The 14,708-nt window shown below is 37.5% G+C and carries 17 protein-coding genes; 8 read left to right on the top strand and 9 right to left on the bottom strand.

Going from position 1 to position 14,708, the window contains the following annotated elements:
- Positions 1-27: 27 nt before the first annotated feature.
- The 5 genes from PFY10_03745 to PFY10_03725 all read left to right on the top strand — a co-directional run bounded on the left by PFY10_03745 (position 28) and on the right by PFY10_03725 (position 2,415).
- Complete coding sequence (locus PFY10_03745) at positions 28-798, top strand: LexA family transcriptional regulator (GenBank protein WBV57557.1); 771 nt, start codon at positions 28-30, stop codon at positions 796-798.
- 197 nt (positions 799-995) lie between these two features.
- Positions 996-1,223 (top strand): glutathione synthase, encoded by a 228-nt coding sequence (locus PFY10_03740; GenBank protein ID WBV57556.1) that lies wholly within the window; start codon positions 996-998, stop codon positions 1,221-1,223.
- Between the two features lie 12 nt (positions 1,224-1,235).
- Positions 1,236-1,460, top strand: a complete 225-nt coding sequence (locus PFY10_03735) for a hypothetical protein (GenBank protein WBV57555.1) — start codon at positions 1,236-1,238, stop codon at positions 1,458-1,460.
- Between the two features lie 103 nt (positions 1,461-1,563).
- The gene (locus PFY10_03730; protein ID WBV57554.1) at positions 1,564-1,734 is read left to right on the top strand and encodes a lmo0937 family membrane protein; all 171 of its coding nucleotides are present in this window, start codon (positions 1,564-1,566) and stop codon (positions 1,732-1,734) included.
- 69 nt (positions 1,735-1,803) lie between these two features.
- Complete coding sequence (locus tag PFY10_03725) at positions 1,804-2,415, top strand: alpha-ketoglutarate-dependent dioxygenase AlkB (GenBank protein WBV57553.1); 612 nt, start codon at positions 1,804-1,806, stop codon at positions 2,413-2,415.
- Positions 2,416-2,417: 2 nt separating this feature from the next.
- On the opposite strand, the gene PFY10_03720 is transcribed toward PFY10_03725, so the two are convergent.
- The 5 genes from PFY10_03720 to PFY10_03700 all read right to left on the bottom strand — a co-directional run bounded on the left by PFY10_03720 (position 2,418) and on the right by PFY10_03700 (position 7,272).
- Entirely contained in the window at positions 2,418-2,876 is a 459-nt protein-coding gene (locus PFY10_03720; GenBank protein ID WBV57552.1) for an NUDIX domain-containing protein, read from the bottom strand.
- 27 nt (positions 2,877-2,903) lie between these two features.
- The gene (gene acnA / locus PFY10_03715) at positions 2,904-5,675 is read right to left on the bottom strand and encodes an aconitate hydratase AcnA (protein WBV57551.1); all 2,772 of its coding nucleotides are present in this window, start codon (positions 5,673-5,675) and stop codon (positions 2,904-2,906) included.
- A 227-nt stretch (positions 5,676-5,902) separates the two neighbouring features.
- Complete coding sequence (locus PFY10_03710) at positions 5,903-6,310, bottom strand: GNAT family N-acetyltransferase (protein ID WBV57550.1); 408 nt, start codon at positions 6,308-6,310, stop codon at positions 5,903-5,905.
- Between the two features lie 74 nt (positions 6,311-6,384).
- Positions 6,385-6,816, bottom strand: coding sequence for a GNAT family N-acetyltransferase (locus PFY10_03705; GenBank protein ID WBV57549.1), 432 nt, complete (start codon positions 6,814-6,816; stop codon positions 6,385-6,387).
- Between the two features lie 3 nt (positions 6,817-6,819).
- Positions 6,820-7,272 carry a carboxymuconolactone decarboxylase family protein gene (locus PFY10_03700; GenBank protein WBV57548.1) on the bottom strand — a complete coding sequence of 151 codons (453 nt, stop codon included), beginning with the start codon at positions 7,270-7,272 and terminating at the stop codon, positions 6,820-6,822.
- Positions 7,273-7,426: 154 nt separating this feature from the next.
- Here PFY10_03700 and PFY10_03695 point away from each other — a divergent pair, with 154 nt between their 5' ends.
- A complete protein-coding gene (locus PFY10_03695; protein ID WBV57547.1) occupies positions 7,427-8,893 on the top strand; it encodes a PLP-dependent aminotransferase family protein in 1,467 nt (488 codons plus the stop codon).
- Positions 8,894-8,949: 56 nt separating this feature from the next.
- On the opposite strand, the gene PFY10_03690 is transcribed toward PFY10_03695, so the two are convergent.
- On the bottom strand, positions 8,950-9,945 hold the full coding sequence (locus PFY10_03690) for an aldo/keto reductase (GenBank protein WBV57546.1): 996 nt from the start codon (positions 9,943-9,945) through the stop codon (positions 8,950-8,952).
- A 115-nt stretch (positions 9,946-10,060) separates the two neighbouring features.
- On the opposite strand from PFY10_03690, the gene PFY10_03685 reads away from it, so the two are divergent.
- The gene (locus PFY10_03685; GenBank protein WBV57545.1) at positions 10,061-11,326 is read left to right on the top strand and encodes an NAD(P)/FAD-dependent oxidoreductase; all 1,266 of its coding nucleotides are present in this window, start codon (positions 10,061-10,063) and stop codon (positions 11,324-11,326) included.
- A 5-nt stretch (positions 11,327-11,331) separates the two neighbouring features.
- Here PFY10_03685 and PFY10_03680 read toward each other — a convergent pair whose 3' ends face one another.
- A complete protein-coding gene (locus tag PFY10_03680) occupies positions 11,332-11,766 on the bottom strand; it encodes a low affinity iron permease family protein (GenBank protein ID WBV57544.1) in 435 nt (144 codons plus the stop codon).
- A 265-nt stretch (positions 11,767-12,031) separates the two neighbouring features.
- Here PFY10_03680 and PFY10_03675 point away from each other — a divergent pair, with 265 nt between their 5' ends.
- Positions 12,032-12,649 (top strand): DUF892 family protein, encoded by a 618-nt coding sequence (locus PFY10_03675; GenBank protein WBV57543.1) that lies wholly within the window; start codon positions 12,032-12,034, stop codon positions 12,647-12,649.
- 65 nt (positions 12,650-12,714) lie between these two features.
- Here PFY10_03675 and PFY10_03670 read toward each other — a convergent pair whose 3' ends face one another.
- Complete coding sequence (locus PFY10_03670; GenBank protein ID WBV57542.1) at positions 12,715-13,617, bottom strand: helix-turn-helix transcriptional regulator; 903 nt, start codon at positions 13,615-13,617, stop codon at positions 12,715-12,717.
- A 16-nt stretch (positions 13,618-13,633) separates the two neighbouring features.
- Positions 13,634-14,638: an aldo/keto reductase gene (locus PFY10_03665; GenBank protein WBV57541.1), complete on the bottom strand. Its 1,005-nt coding sequence runs from the start codon at positions 14,636-14,638 to the stop codon at positions 13,634-13,636.
- Between the last annotated feature and the right edge of the window lie 70 nt (positions 14,639-14,708).

Raw genomic sequence — 14,708 nt, 5'->3', positions numbered from 1 at the left:
TTATATTTGTTGATATAATTTATAGCAATGTCAATTTTAGCAGAAAACATAAGGTATTTGAGAGATCAATTGAAATTATCTCAACAATCCGTAGCAGATAACTTATCAATCACGCGCGGACGGTATGCGAAGTATGAAGATGGCGCTTCGCAACCTCCGATAGAGCTATTGATTAAGATGTCCAGGTATTACAGGGTAAGTATCGATCTGATGGTAACGATAGATCTTAAGAAATATCCATTAAATGATATTATTAATCTTCCCGATAACAGAATTGTGCTTCCTGTCGTAGTTGATCAATCAGGAAATAACAGCATTGAAATTATTCCTCAGAAAGCATCGATGGGATACCTGTCCGGATATACCGATCCAGGGTACATTGAAAGCCTCCAGAATATCTCCCTACCCTTTCTTACAAATGGAAAATACAGGGCTTTTCCTGTAGAAGGAGATTCGATGCCGCCTTTTAAAGATGGTTCTTATATTGTCGGAAAATACATTGAAAAAACAGAAGACCTGAAGCCTGATAAAACATACATCTTCGTAACGTTAAATGATGGAATTACTTATAAAAGATTTAAATCCAGAAAAGAAAATGCACTTCATATAGCGGCTGACAATCCATTTTATGAGCCTTATGATATTATTTTGAGTGATTTACTGGAGGTTTGGGAATATGCCTGTGGAATTTCGATCCGGGAATTTGAAAATGAAGACCACACCCAAAGTGTAAAAGATATGTTTCTGGAATTGCGGAAAGATATCAAAAATCTTAATCAAAAGGTATCAGGATTGTAGTGATGATAAAAGAAATCCATTTTAAGTTGAATTACCTTATAAATGATTGATTATCAAAATATATGAAATCCTGCAGATATGCTATTGATAATGGGATTGATTGCTGTGTTGTATGTTAAAAGTGAAAAAAAATAACATATTTGTAAAAAATGGCATAATTTATTCTTTATATAAACCGAATTCTTATACTTTATATCATGGCACATCGAAATTTACATAAAGAAGATTTTGTACCAACTGATGACGGACGATATCAGGTTGAATACAAAAAAACAGAAATTGGGGAAGGCTCGAATCTTACTGTAGAGAAAAGAAATGAAGATGGAAGTTACGAGGTTATACAGGCTATGATAAGAAGACTGAACGACCGTATTTTTATCAGTTGGAGTGAGCCGTTTGAGGGCAGACTTATCTTTGAAAAGTAATAAAAAAGCAATATGGAGTACAACGAAGCAGTTCAGCATAAAAAAGAATCTTTAAAAAAAGCTGATGAGACGGTATTGAAGGATTATCATATCATTATTACCCCAGCTAATACGGAAGAAAGTCAAAAACACATTGAGGCTTTTCTGAAAGCTCCTGATAAATTTGATGATGAAAGTTGTAAAAAGTTTTGTTCGGATGGTGAATATCAGGTTGTAAGTTTTAGAAAAGAGGAGTAACCAACGAAAGAAACGTATTGAGGTTCTGAATTCAGGATAAAAATTGAATAACAAAAGGCATAAGGTATGCTTTAATAAAATAAATCACTTAAAATATACAGTTATGAGAAGTTTATTATGGTTAGTCGCAGTTATTTGTATTGTTGTTTGGCTTTTAGGAATGCTAAACGTTATACCCGGAATAAGTACCGGATATTTAGTTCATGTTTTATTGGTTATTGCCATTATTGTCGTTCTTTATAATATTATTTCAGGCAGAAAGCCTCTTGATTAAAATTTAAAATATTAAAATATCCTTTACCGGATTATTTACCGGTGAAGGATATTTTTTTAATTTCTTACAATGGACCAGCTTAGCTTATTTGATGCAGAAGAATATTACCAGTTTCCTAAAGAGTTATTGGAATATACGGATCATTTCCTATCACAACAGGAAGCAAAAGAGCTTCAGGAGTTTTTAATGGAAACTACCCCATGGATCCAGACGACTCAGAAAATGTATGACAAAGAAGTTTTGACGCCACGCCTGACCGCTTGGTATGGAGACGAAGGCAAATCTTATCAGCTAAGTGGTACCCGTGTTGTGGTTAATCCATGGTCCCCTGAATTACTGGCATTGAAACAGCGTTTGGAACAGACAACCGGATATACATTCAATTCGGTATTACTGAACCTGTACAGAAATGGCAATGATTCCGTTGCGTGGCACAGGGACAGAGACAGTGAGTTGGGGAACCGGCCTGTAATCGCTTCTCTGAGTCTTGGACAGGTCAGAAATTTTGATTTCCGTAAAGTGGATGATCATCATTTAAAATACAGCCTCCCTCTTTCGCATGGATCGCTGTTGATCATGAAAGGTAATTTGCAGGTTAACTGGGAACATAGAATTGCGAAATCAACCAAGCCTATGCAACCCCGGATCAACCTTACTTTTCGATTGATTAAAGAATTGTAATCTTACTTTTGCAACAGTTCCTCCAGTTCTGAAAGGAACAACACCTGCGCTGGATTAATACGTATTTTTGCTTCTTCTGAATCGAACCATTCCCATTGGTCTACCTCCGGTATTTCCATACGTTTTCCTGATCTTGGCGGCCATTCTATTTGTAAAGAATTGCTGAAAAGCTGTGTCGTTTCAATATCTGTTTCTATTGCCCAGGCATGCACTGTTTTACCTCCTTTCTGCCGGATGGGAGTCAGTCCTATGAATTCTCCTTCTATAGATTGTCCGGTTTCCTCTTTAAATTCTATGCGGGCCCGTTCCAGGGGATCTTCCCCCTGTTCTATTTCTCCTTTGGGAATGGACCAGGCACCTTTATCTTTATTCTTCCAGAAGGGGCCTCCCGGATGAACCAGAAAATAAAACAGATGGTTATTTTCTTTTTTAAATAATAAGATGCCTGCACTTGTTTTCATTCCATCGTATAGTCCGGATTCCGGAGATTAATTATTTTTTAAATAATCCCGTAAAACGTACTGTAATATTCCCTGGTTTTTATAATATTCAATTTCTATTGCCGAATCTAATCTTGCCTTAACGGTGAATACTGTTTCTTTTCCTGAAGGATGTACAGCTTTTACATTAAGCATTTTATGCGGAACCAGATTTTCCTCTAAACCGGTGATGGTATACGTTTCCGTTCCGTCCAATCCTAAAGAGGCTGCATTTTCTCCATCATTGAAAACCAATGGTGCCACACCCATTCCAACCAGATTGCTTCTATGGATACGTTCAAAGCTTTCAGCGATCACCGCTTTTACACCTAACAGGAAAGTTCCTTTTGCAGCCCAGTCACGGGAGGATCCTGATCCATATTCTTTACCCGCTAAAATAATCAGTGGTGTATGGTCTTTTTGGTATTGCATCGCCGTATCAAAAACCGTTTTAACTTCTCCTGTAGGTAAATAACGACTGTATCCACCCTCTCTGTCAGCTATTTTATTTTTTATCCTTACGTTGGCAAAAGTTCCGCGCATCATCACTTCATGATTTCCTCTTCTGGAACCATAAGAATTAAAATCTTCTTTGTTTACATTATTGGCTTTCAGATAACTTCCTGCCGCAGAGTCTTCTTTAAAAGATCCCGCCGGTGAAATGTGATCGGTGGTTACAGAGTCTCCGAGATACAGCAGCACTTTTGCATTTTTTATATCGGTTACAGGATCCGGCTGAGCCTTGATATTTTCAAAAAAAGGAGCTTCTTTGATATAGGTTGAGCTTTTGTTCCATTCGAAATTCTGATCCAGGTTAACTTCAAGATCCTGCCAGTCTTCTGAACCATCAAAGATTACATTATAAACGTCTTCAAAATCTTCCTGTTTCATACACTCATTGATCGTTCTTTGGATCTCTTCGCGTGAAGGCCAGATGTCTTTTAAATAGACAGGTTGTCCATTCGGATCATAGTCCAGAGGGTCTGTAATTAAATTGATATCAACATGTCCAACCAAAGCATAGGCAACAACCAACATTGGTGACATGAGAAAATTCATCTTAACCTGCGGATGCACTCTTGCCTCAAAATTCCTGTTTCCGGAAAGTACCGAAGCTACTACCAGCTCGCCGTTATCAACTGCTGTTGCAATAGCAGGTGGAAGTGGTCCTGAATTTCCGATACATGAGGTACAGCCATAGCCGACTGTATGAAAGCGAAGTGCCTCCAGATCTGTATTAAGTCCGGATCTTTCAAGGTATTTTGTAACGACTTTGGAACCTGGTGCCAGAGATGTCTTAACCCATGATTTTGTTCGAAGTCCTTTTTCTATAGCATTTCGGGCTAAAAGTCCTGCTCCTACCATAACAGCAGGGTTTGATGTGTTGGTGCAACTGGTAATCGCTGCAATAACAATGCTTCCGTCACTTAAGACAAATTCAGAATTATTTTGTTTGATCCTTACAGTTCGTAAAGAGTCCTGAATAACTTCCGAATGAAGTTCTCCTTCAATAGGAACTTTTCCAAACGTAAATTCCGTTCCCGAACCTCCGTCCGCTAACCAGGCATATTCTGTTCTTTTGGAAATTGGTTCGTAATTACGATGATGCTCGTCTTTTAAAACTTCAGAAAATCTCTGGCTAAGATCTTTAACTAAAATTTTATCCTGAGGACGTTTAGGCCCGGATACCGTTGGTTCAAGGGTCGACAGATCAAGTTCTGCGACGGATGAATATTTAATTTCTTCTGTTCCGGTTCTCCATAAAAGATTTTCTTTGCAGTATTCCTCAACAATTTTGATCTGTTCCGGAGAACGGTTGGTAGCATGCATATATTCCAAAGTACGTGAGTCGATAGGGAAATAAGTAACCGTACATCCGAATTCCGGAGACATATTAGAAATGGTAGCGCGGTCGGTAACCGTTAAATGATCCAGCCCTTCACCAAAGACTTCCACAAATTTCCCAACTACTCCCTGGTTTCTAAGGATCTTTGTGATTGAAAGAACCATATCGGTAGCAGTACAATGATCAGGAATTCTTCCTGTCAGTTTTAAACCTACTACCTCAGGACAGGTAAAGAAAATAGGCTGTCCCAGCATAGCTGCTTCCGCTTCTATCCCACCAACACCCCAGGCGATAACCCCGATTCCGTTTACCATTGGCGTATGTGAGTCTGTTCCTACCAATGTATCAGGAAAGAGCCATCCGTCTCTGCTGATCACCCCTTTTGCTAAATATTCCAGGTTAACCTGATGACATATTCCCATTCCGGGAGGAACTACGGTAAAATTATTCAACCCGTGTTGTGCCCATTTCAGGACTTCATACCGTTCCTTATTCCTTTCAAACTCCAGTTCTACATTCCGGTCATAAGAATAATCGGTTCCGAAATAGTCTACCTGAACGGAATGGTCGATAACCAAATCTACCGGAATAGCTGGGTTGATCTTTTGTCCGTTTTTTCCCTGCCTCACAAATTCTGCCCTTAAAGAAGCCATATCTACTACTGCCGGTACTCCCGTGAAATCCTGCATCAGGATCCTAGCGGGTTTAAAAGGGATATCCTTATCATTAGGAGCAGGTGTCCATTGCAGTAAGGTATTGATATGTTCGTCTGTAATACCAAAACCGTCATAATTCCTTAAAACATTTTCTAGAAGAATACGGATACTGAACGGAAGATGATCCACACCTCCCGGCAGGTTTCTTAAAGAGCTATAAGTATAAGATTTTCCATCAATAGTGATTTGTTGTACAGATTTTGCGTTTGGGGTGTTCATTTCAGGTGTTTTTTATTATATATACTAAGTTACCTCAAAAAAAGAAATATGAAAAGAACATTAGGATATATTAACATTAAAGAACCTTTTTTTTCTTTAGTCTACTTCTACTTAACCCAAAAGATAGATGGGGAATTGTTAAAACGAAAATATTGCCTTATCTATAATGATAAAATAATATGTTTGTTTATTTAGTTAATCACAAAAGAGGTGATGAATTCAACTTATTATTTAAGAGCATCAATATCATCCAGAATGTAGCATTGTTCCCACTGTACCATTCCAATCTTAGGATAATAATGTATCGCTTTTGGAGCTGCCAGCAAGATAAGTTTTGCTTCGGGAGTTTCTTTTTTAGTTAAACGGATAAGTTCTTTTCCGATGCCTGTTTTCTGGTATGCTTTATCCACGGCAAGATCTGATAGATAAGTGCAGTAAACGAAATCTGTTAATGATCTGGCAATTCCTACCAGCTTTCCCTGATCACGCGCTGTTACAATGAGGTTTGCATGTTCCAGCATTCCATTGATTCTTCTGGAGTTATTTACAGGTCTTCTTTCGCCAAGGGTTGAAGTGAGGAGAATATCGGTAAACTCTTCAGTGCTTATTTTTTCTTCTATTTGATAACTGATCATTTTTATTTTATTGATTTTTAGATAGTTAGATTGAGTGATAGATTTCCGTTTGTCAGATTGATTTTTTACATCAGTTAAGAAATCTTTTTTGCAAAATGATTACAGGCAAGGACATAGCCTTTATTAAGATATAAACGGTGTGCGTCATGGAGCATATAACCACTATCCAGATGAACAGACTGTATTCCTGTTGTTTCCGCTTCTTTGGTTACGTGATCCAATAACAAACCTGCAAATCCTTTACTACGACATTCAGAAGAAGTGAACAGATCATCTATATAAATAATCTTACCGGTCCTCAGCATTTGTAGCGGGCGGTAGCCAATAAATGCTACAGCTTTTGTATTGGTATCGTTGGGGATATAATGTAGTTTAAAACCTTCCTCATTCATCATTTCTATAATCTGATCAACATAATTATCTTCCTTCAGATTCGTACGGAACTGAAGAATTACTTCTTTGCAAAATTCTATGTCTGCTCTTGTTTTTGCTTCTTTTACTTCCATTATTTATTGATTTTTGTATTGTACGGGGTGCATCTGAAGACCAACACCAATACGGTTCCAGCTATTGATGCTGATAGCGGCTAATATCAAATGAGCTGTTTTTTCTTCTCCGAAAGTTTCTACAGCTTTGTCATATACGCTATCGCTTATTCCATGAGAGCCTATTAATGTAATCTCTTCAGTAAGCTGTAAAATAATTTGTTCTTCAGTAGTAAACCAGTTTTTAGCCTCATGCCAGGCACTCAATACGTAAATCCGCTGTGGATTTTCTCCATATTGAACAGCATCAGTAATATGTTTATTAAGGCAATATGCACAACCGTTTAATTGTGAACCGCGGATCTTGATTAATTCAAAATGAAGAGGGTCTATGCCTTTTTTAATAAGGTCGTCCATTTCTTTCATCAATTGATAAGCCTGTGGCAGGTATTTCTGTAATGCGAGTCTCTTTTTCATAACTAAATTTTAATTAATACAAGTAGTTTAACTTCAATTGTTTTATTTGTTTTAATGATACAAAATTAGACCGCAGGAAAGGTGGTAATCGGGGCCAGATTTATTTAATTTGGTAGTCCAGATTATTTATATTTGTAGTAGTAAATTCCAGATTATGCTTCCTTATAAGAATCTGATTCTCATTAATGCGGATACAACTGAACCTCTGTATCGACAGATTGCAGCCCAGCTTATTTCATTAATTCAGGAAGGAAAGCTCCTTCCCGGAACCCTGTTGCCAAGTACCAGAGGTCTTGCATTTGATCTTCAGCTTCATCGAAAGACAATTACTGCAGCTTATGATGTTCTGGTATCAGAAGATTGGGTGGATAATCTGCCGAGGAAAGGATATAGGATATCTTATGATTTGCCCCGGATTAAACCCAGATCTTATAAAAAAAATAAAATAAGTGCCTTTGCGCATAAAGGAGCAATCAACTTTGAACGTTTCGAAATGATCTTAAATCCTGTTCTCTCTGTTGAAAACAGCAGGATAATTATCGATGATGGTTTACCGGATATTTCACTTTTACCGGTTACAACCATAACCAAACAGTTTAAAAAGGCATTGGATGAAATTACATATAAAGCTGTTTTGAGGCATAGGATATCAGAAAACTCCAATCTTTCTATTGCATTATCTACTTTCCTGAAGCATACCCGAGGATTGGATATGGAGATAGAAAATATTTTTACCACACGTGGTGCGCAAATGGCAATTTATATTGCTGCTTCGCTTATTATAAAGCCAGGTGATAAAGTAATTGTAAGCGACCCTAGCTACTTTATCGCAAATCTTGTTTTTGAAAAATTAGGGGCCGAGCTTATCCGCGTACCCGTAGATAATGAAGGAATGTGCACACGATCGGTTGAGGAGGTTCTGCAGAAAAATGATATTAAAATGATCTACATTATCCCTCATCATCATCATCCTACTACAGTGACGATGAGTGTAGAAAGAAGACAACATATGCTGAAATTGATTAAATCATATGATATTGCAGTTATTGAAGACGATTACGATTATGATTTTCAGTTTAAATATGACCCTTATCTTCCTCTGGCCAGTGGGGATCATAATGGAAGAGTTATTTATATAGGTTCTCTTACAAAAGTTCTTGGGACTCCTTTCCGCCTTGGATATATGGTGGCTACAGCCGATTTTTTAGAAGCTGCCCGTAAGCTTAGAAAACTTATTGATATCAGGGGTGATGCTATTATTGAAGAGGCAGCAGCCGGACTCATTAACAATGGTGATCTAGCCCGTCATATTCAGAGATCCAACCGTTTGTATGCCCAACGATGTGATCTGGTTTCAGAATTGATCAGTAAAGAATTGACTGATGTTGTTACTTTTACAAAACCAACGGGAGGAATGGCATTATGGCTTAGATTTAATTCTGAATTTAAATTGTCGGATATATTGAAGAAAGCACATAAAGATGGTTTGGTTGTTTCCGGGACTGTTTATTGTACCGGAAAAAACGCCCTGTTGAATGCCTGCCGGTTTGGGTTTGCTTCTTTGAATGAGAATCAATTGACAGAAGCGGTTGAATTGTTGAAAAAAGCAGCCGGAGTATAAGCCATCAAATAAAAGCCTCTCACAATGAGAGGCTTCTGTTTAATAATATTAAAATTCTACCTGTAATCTGGGATCTGAGCTTTTTCATAAATCAATCCCTCAGATTTTATCTCATTCCAGAAATCAGGAGGAATTACAGCATTCAGTCCTTCTACATTGTCATGCACCTGATCCGGCTGACTGGCTCCGGGAATAATGGCCGCAAATTCATCAGCCGCCAAAACAAATTGCAGGGCTGCATGTACAATGTCTGTGTTGTATTTTTTTGCTATTTCTGCAATCCGGTCTCTTTTTTCTGTCATCCCTTTGGGAATGACATCTTTATAATTATAGCGGTTTCTCCCCGCAATAAATCCTGAATTATAACCGGCTCCGGAAACCAGTTTTACCCCAGCTTTTTTTACGGCCGGAAGTAATCTGTCTACGGCATCTTCATGTTCTAAAATAGAATATTGGGTAGCAGAAAGGCAGATGTCTGGGTCAGCAGCTTCAATGCAGTCCAAAATAGGCTCTATTTTATTAACACCCATTCCCCAGGCTTTTATAATTCCTTGTTCCCTTAACTCTGAAAGTACTTTAAAAGCTCCTTCCTTTGCCTGTTTCAGAAAGTAAGGATACCGGTCACCGACCTGATCTTCAGAAAGGTCATGGATGTATACAATATCAATATGGTCGAGCCCTGATCTTTCAAGGCTTTCATCGATTGACCTTTTTATAGCATCTGCTGTATAATCATGCCGGAAGTCATAATTTAATGGATTCTTCCACATGGTGGGTGGGACCTCAGATTTAGGGACTTCCTTAAATAATCTGCCTACTTTTGTAGAGAAAACAAAGTCATCTCTATCCTTACCCTGTAAAAACTGTCCAAATCTTCTTTCGCTTTTTGTCAATCCGTACCAGGGTGAGGTATCATAATACCGTATGCCCAGGTCCCAGGCCTTTTGCAGGACTTGGTGTGCTTCTTCATCCGTAATGTCAGCAAAAGCAGTTCCTATAGCTACTCCTCCTAATCCTAATTTGTGCTTTTCTGTTAGAATGTCTGTTTTCATATTGTACTTTTTATGTTGGGTTATAGTAAAGCAAGCAAACATTGTGCATTTATGAACTTTAATTTTTTTTGGTCTTATTATTGGACTCTTACTGTAACCACTCAAAATAGTAAGTATGAAAAAGCACATCATCATTGTAGGCGGAGGATTTGCTGGGATTAATCTCATCAAATCACTTAAAAATGACGAACGGTTTGAGATCACATTGATTGATAAAAATAATTACCATTTCTTTCCTCCTCTCATCTACCAGGTAGCCACTTCTTTTATTCAGGCTTCAAATATCAGTTATCCTTTCAGGAGAATGATTTCAAAGTTCCGAAATGTACGGTTTCACATGGGAAATCTAATTAAAGTGGTTTCAGAAACCAAAACCGTAGAAACTGATACCGGAAATTTAAGCTATGATTATCTCGTTCTTGCTTTAGGAACCGAATCTAATTTTTTCGGAATGGAAAATGTTCAGAGGTGTGCACTTCCTATGAAAAGTATTACTGAAGCTCTTTATCTTCGAAATCATATGCTTCTGACCCTGGAAGAAGCGGCAAGAAATAAGGATATGAAAGCAGCAGGTCGTCTTCAGAATATTGTTATTGCCGGAGGTGGACCCACAGGAGTGGAACTTGCTGGGATGCTGGCAGAAATGGGAAAATATATTGCTGAAAAAGAATATCCTGAAATTAAACTGGGTCTTTCCAACCTGTATCTTATTGATGCCCTTCCTACCCTTCTTTCCCCGATGAGCGAAATGGCCCAGAAAACTTCTTATGAGACACTGAAAAAATTAGGGGTAAAAATTATTCTGAACGTCTCTGTGAAAGATTATATTGACAATAAAGTAATCCTTTCTGATGGAAGATCCATTGAAACCGAGACCCTGATCTGGACATCCGGTGTCATAGGCCGGGAAGTTCCCGGTATTCCCAAAGAAGCTATCGGTCGTGGAAGAAGAATACTGGTAGACGGATATAATGAAGTGGAAGGAATGAGAAATATTTACGCTGTAGGTGACATTTGTCTTCAGCTCACGGAAAAAAAATATCCAAACGGGCATCCTCAACTGGCGCAGGTAGCCATACAGCAAGCGCATAACTTAGCTGATAACTTTAAATATATTGCACAAGGTAAACCTTTGAAACCTTTCGAGTACAATGACAAAGGAAGCATGGCAATTATTTCTAAATACAATGCGGTAGTAGACCTCCCAAAATTTTCTTTTAAAGGTTTTATAGCATGGCTTACGTGGTTATTTATTCATATCATTCCTTTGGTAGGATTTGGAAGTAAGGTCCGTCTTGCTTTTGATTGGCTTCGGTTGTTTATTACCAATAACCCTTCTATCCGTTTAATACTCTATCCAAAGAGGAATACAGATAAATAACAGTTTTATTTATACCGCTGATTACAGGCAGATTTTGATTGCTCATCTATTGATATTGAATGGGTGGAAGAAGCTTCTTTTTTAGGTAGTTTTCCCAGCTTTTCATAGAATTTATGAAGCTGGTCCAGTTCATCTTCTGTAAGATCTTCAATATCTACGATCCGGTTACTGGCGTGTTCATGAGCAGCAATTAGCTCGTTAAGTTTAATCTGTATGGCTTTTGAGTCCTTATTTTGTGCTTTTTGGATAAGGAAAACCATGAGAAAAGTAATTATTGTGGTTCCGGTATTGATAACCATCTGCCAGACTTCCGAAAAATTAAATATAGGTCCTACGGAAGCCCAGGCAATAACGAGGATTGTTGCTGTGATAAATGCAGCGGCACTACCAGTAAAATAAACAGCTTTATCTGCGAATTTGTCAAAAAGATTCTTTTTCATAATAATAGTGGATTGGAAGACATACATTTTAGTGATGCTTAATGTCTTTTCATTTATTTCGAATATAAAGATTCAGCAACTGTTATTTTTATGATCATAGTCATAATTAGAATTAGTAATTGCGTATTTAATTCTATTTATTTTTATTCAATATTTCATTTTTAAGTTAAAGTAATGTTAAGTATTTAAATAATTTGAGGTTTCGTTGTTGCGTTTGGCTTTATTATTGTAACCAGTTAATGCATAAACCACAAAAAATATTAATATGGCAACGAGTACAAAAACACCAGGAAAAAAAACGGCAACGTCTTCAAGAGCCAGATCGGCATCAACCCCGGCTAAAAAAACAGCCGCGGTAAAAACTCCGGCAAGAAAGGTTCCCGCTAAAAAGGATGCGGCAAAGGAACTCAAGGATCTGTTTGAAGATGGGCTTAAGGATATTTACTGGGCTGAAAAAGCATTAACGAAAGCTCTTCCGAAAATGGAAAAAAATGCTGAAGATAAAGGCCTGAAGAAAGCGATATCAAGTCACCTGGCTGAAACCGAAAACCATGTAAAAAGATTGGAAGAATGTTTTGCTGCTTTGGGCAAGAAAGCTCAGGCAAAAAAATGTGATGCCATGCAGGGATTGCTGGATGAAGGGAAAAGTATTATGGAAGAAACACAACCAGGTTCTGTACGTGATGCCGGAATTATTGCGGCATCACAGAAAGTAGAACATTATGAAATTGCTACCTATGGTACGTTAGCAGCTTATGCTAAGGTTCTGAAGCAAACCAAATGTCTGAAAATTTTATTGAAGACATTGGAAGAAGAGAAAAAATGCGATGAACTCCTTACCAGTATCGCAGACACTGCTCTGAATAAGAAAGCAATGAAATAATATGATTAATACAACAAAGAATCCTCAATTTTAATTGAGGATTTTTTTTTATAAAAATTTAGGTATTATTTTATTCCGAAGGAAGTTCTGAACTCCATCGGAGCCATTTTTGTTTTCTTTTTAAATAGAGTGCTGAAAGACTGAGGATGTTCAAAGCCTAATGCATAGGCAATTTCACTCACAGATAAATTAGTGGTCGACAGTTTTTCTTTGGCCTTTGCTATTAATTTTTCATGAATATGTTGTTGGGTATTCTGCCCTGTATGAATTCTTAACAGATCACTGAGATAATTAGGAGATAGGTTCATTGCTTCAGCAATAAGCTGAACGGTTAACAAACCCTTATCTACAGATTGTTCATGATCAAAATAATCATTCAGAAAACGCTCGAATTTTGTTAGGAGCTGATGATTGCTGTTTTTGCGGGTAATAAACTGCCGTTCATAAAAACGATTGGAATAATTAAGCAAAAGATCAATCTGAGATAAAATAATCTCCTGGGTATGACGATCGATATGCTGACATTCTTTATCTATTTTTTTGAGTATTGCAATCAGATCATCTTCCTCATCTTCCGATAAATGTAAAGCTTCATTTACCGCATAGAAGAAAAAACCATAACCCGTAATCGAAGATGCCAAAGGATGTTTCAATAAAAAATCAGGATGAACGATCAATAAGTAACCTGATCCGCATTCCATATTTTGCAAGTCTAAATACTGTACCTGGTTAGGTGCAGTAAAGCTTAATACTCCTTTATCATAGTCATAATGCTGCTGACCATATTTGATCTTGCCTTTTGCTTCTCTTTTCAATGCAACACAGTAAAATCTGTTCACAAAACCTTTCCATATTTCATCTTCCAGAAATATAGAATGGGAAAGATTAATAACACTTACCAACGGATGTTTAGGTTCCGGTAAGGATAATAGGCGATGAAAAGCTGAAACCGACTGAATAGCATTCATAAAACAAATGTAACAATTAATCTAACAGTCCCATACTGAATTCATCATATTGAGCTCCCGTATCAGTGCCTAAAGGAATAATGCTTTCCAGTTTTAAAATTTCCTCTTCTGTAAGCTGAATATGAACAGCATCAATATTCTGTTCCAGATATTTTCTGCGTTTTGTTCCTGGAATCGGGACAAAGCCTTTACTGATAATCCATGCTAATGCCAGTTGGGAAGATGTAATGTTCTTCTCTTTTGCCATAGACTCGATGGCTTCTACCAGTTTAATATTTTTATAAAAATGTTGTTCCTGAAAACGTGGGATTGCGCGTCGGAAGTCATTTTCAGGCAAGTCATCAATGGAACGGATTTGTCCGGATAAAAAACCGCGTCCCAGCGGAGAATAAGGCACAAACCCTATTTTCAGTTCTTGTAATGTTGTAATCACTCCTCTTTCTTCTACTGTACGCTCAAACAATGAATATTCACTTTGTACAGCTGTAATGGGATGAACAATATGGGCTCTTTTGATGGTTTCTGAAGATACTTCCGATAAGCCGATGTATTTCACTTTTCCTTCTTTTACCAGGTCGCTCATTGCTCCTACAGTTTCCTCTATAGGTGTGTTTTTATCCAGCCGATGCATATAATAAAGATCAATATAATCAGTCTTTAAGTTTTTTAATGAACGTTCTACTGATTTCTTTACATAATCCTTCTTTCCGTTGATGGCCCAGGTAACCTTATCCTGGTCATTGATTTCCCAGCCAAATTTGGTAGCGATAATATATTGGTCCCGATTGTTTTCCGTAGCTTTGGCAATAAGCTGCTCATTTTTAAACGGACCGTAAAGATCTGCTGTATCAAGAAAATTACCTCCTAGCTCCAATGATCTGTGAATGGTCGCAATAGCTTCCTTCTCATCTGCTTCACCATACATATTTCCATCTTCAAAACCTGTCATGCCCATACATCCTAAACCTATAACAGGAACTTTCAATCCCTGATTTCCTAATTGTATTGTATTCATTTTCATACTGTTTATTTAATGATTCAAAATTCGTAAGAAATAAAAAACAGCATGTATGCAAAACACTGAACAACGT

Source organism: Chryseobacterium daecheongense (assembly GCA_027920525.1).
Classification (GTDB): Bacteria; Bacteroidota; Bacteroidia; order Flavobacteriales; family Weeksellaceae; genus Chryseobacterium; species Chryseobacterium proteolyticum.
Note: the sequence above shows the minus strand (reverse complement) of the source record. Positions and strands in the feature narration are given on the sequence as shown.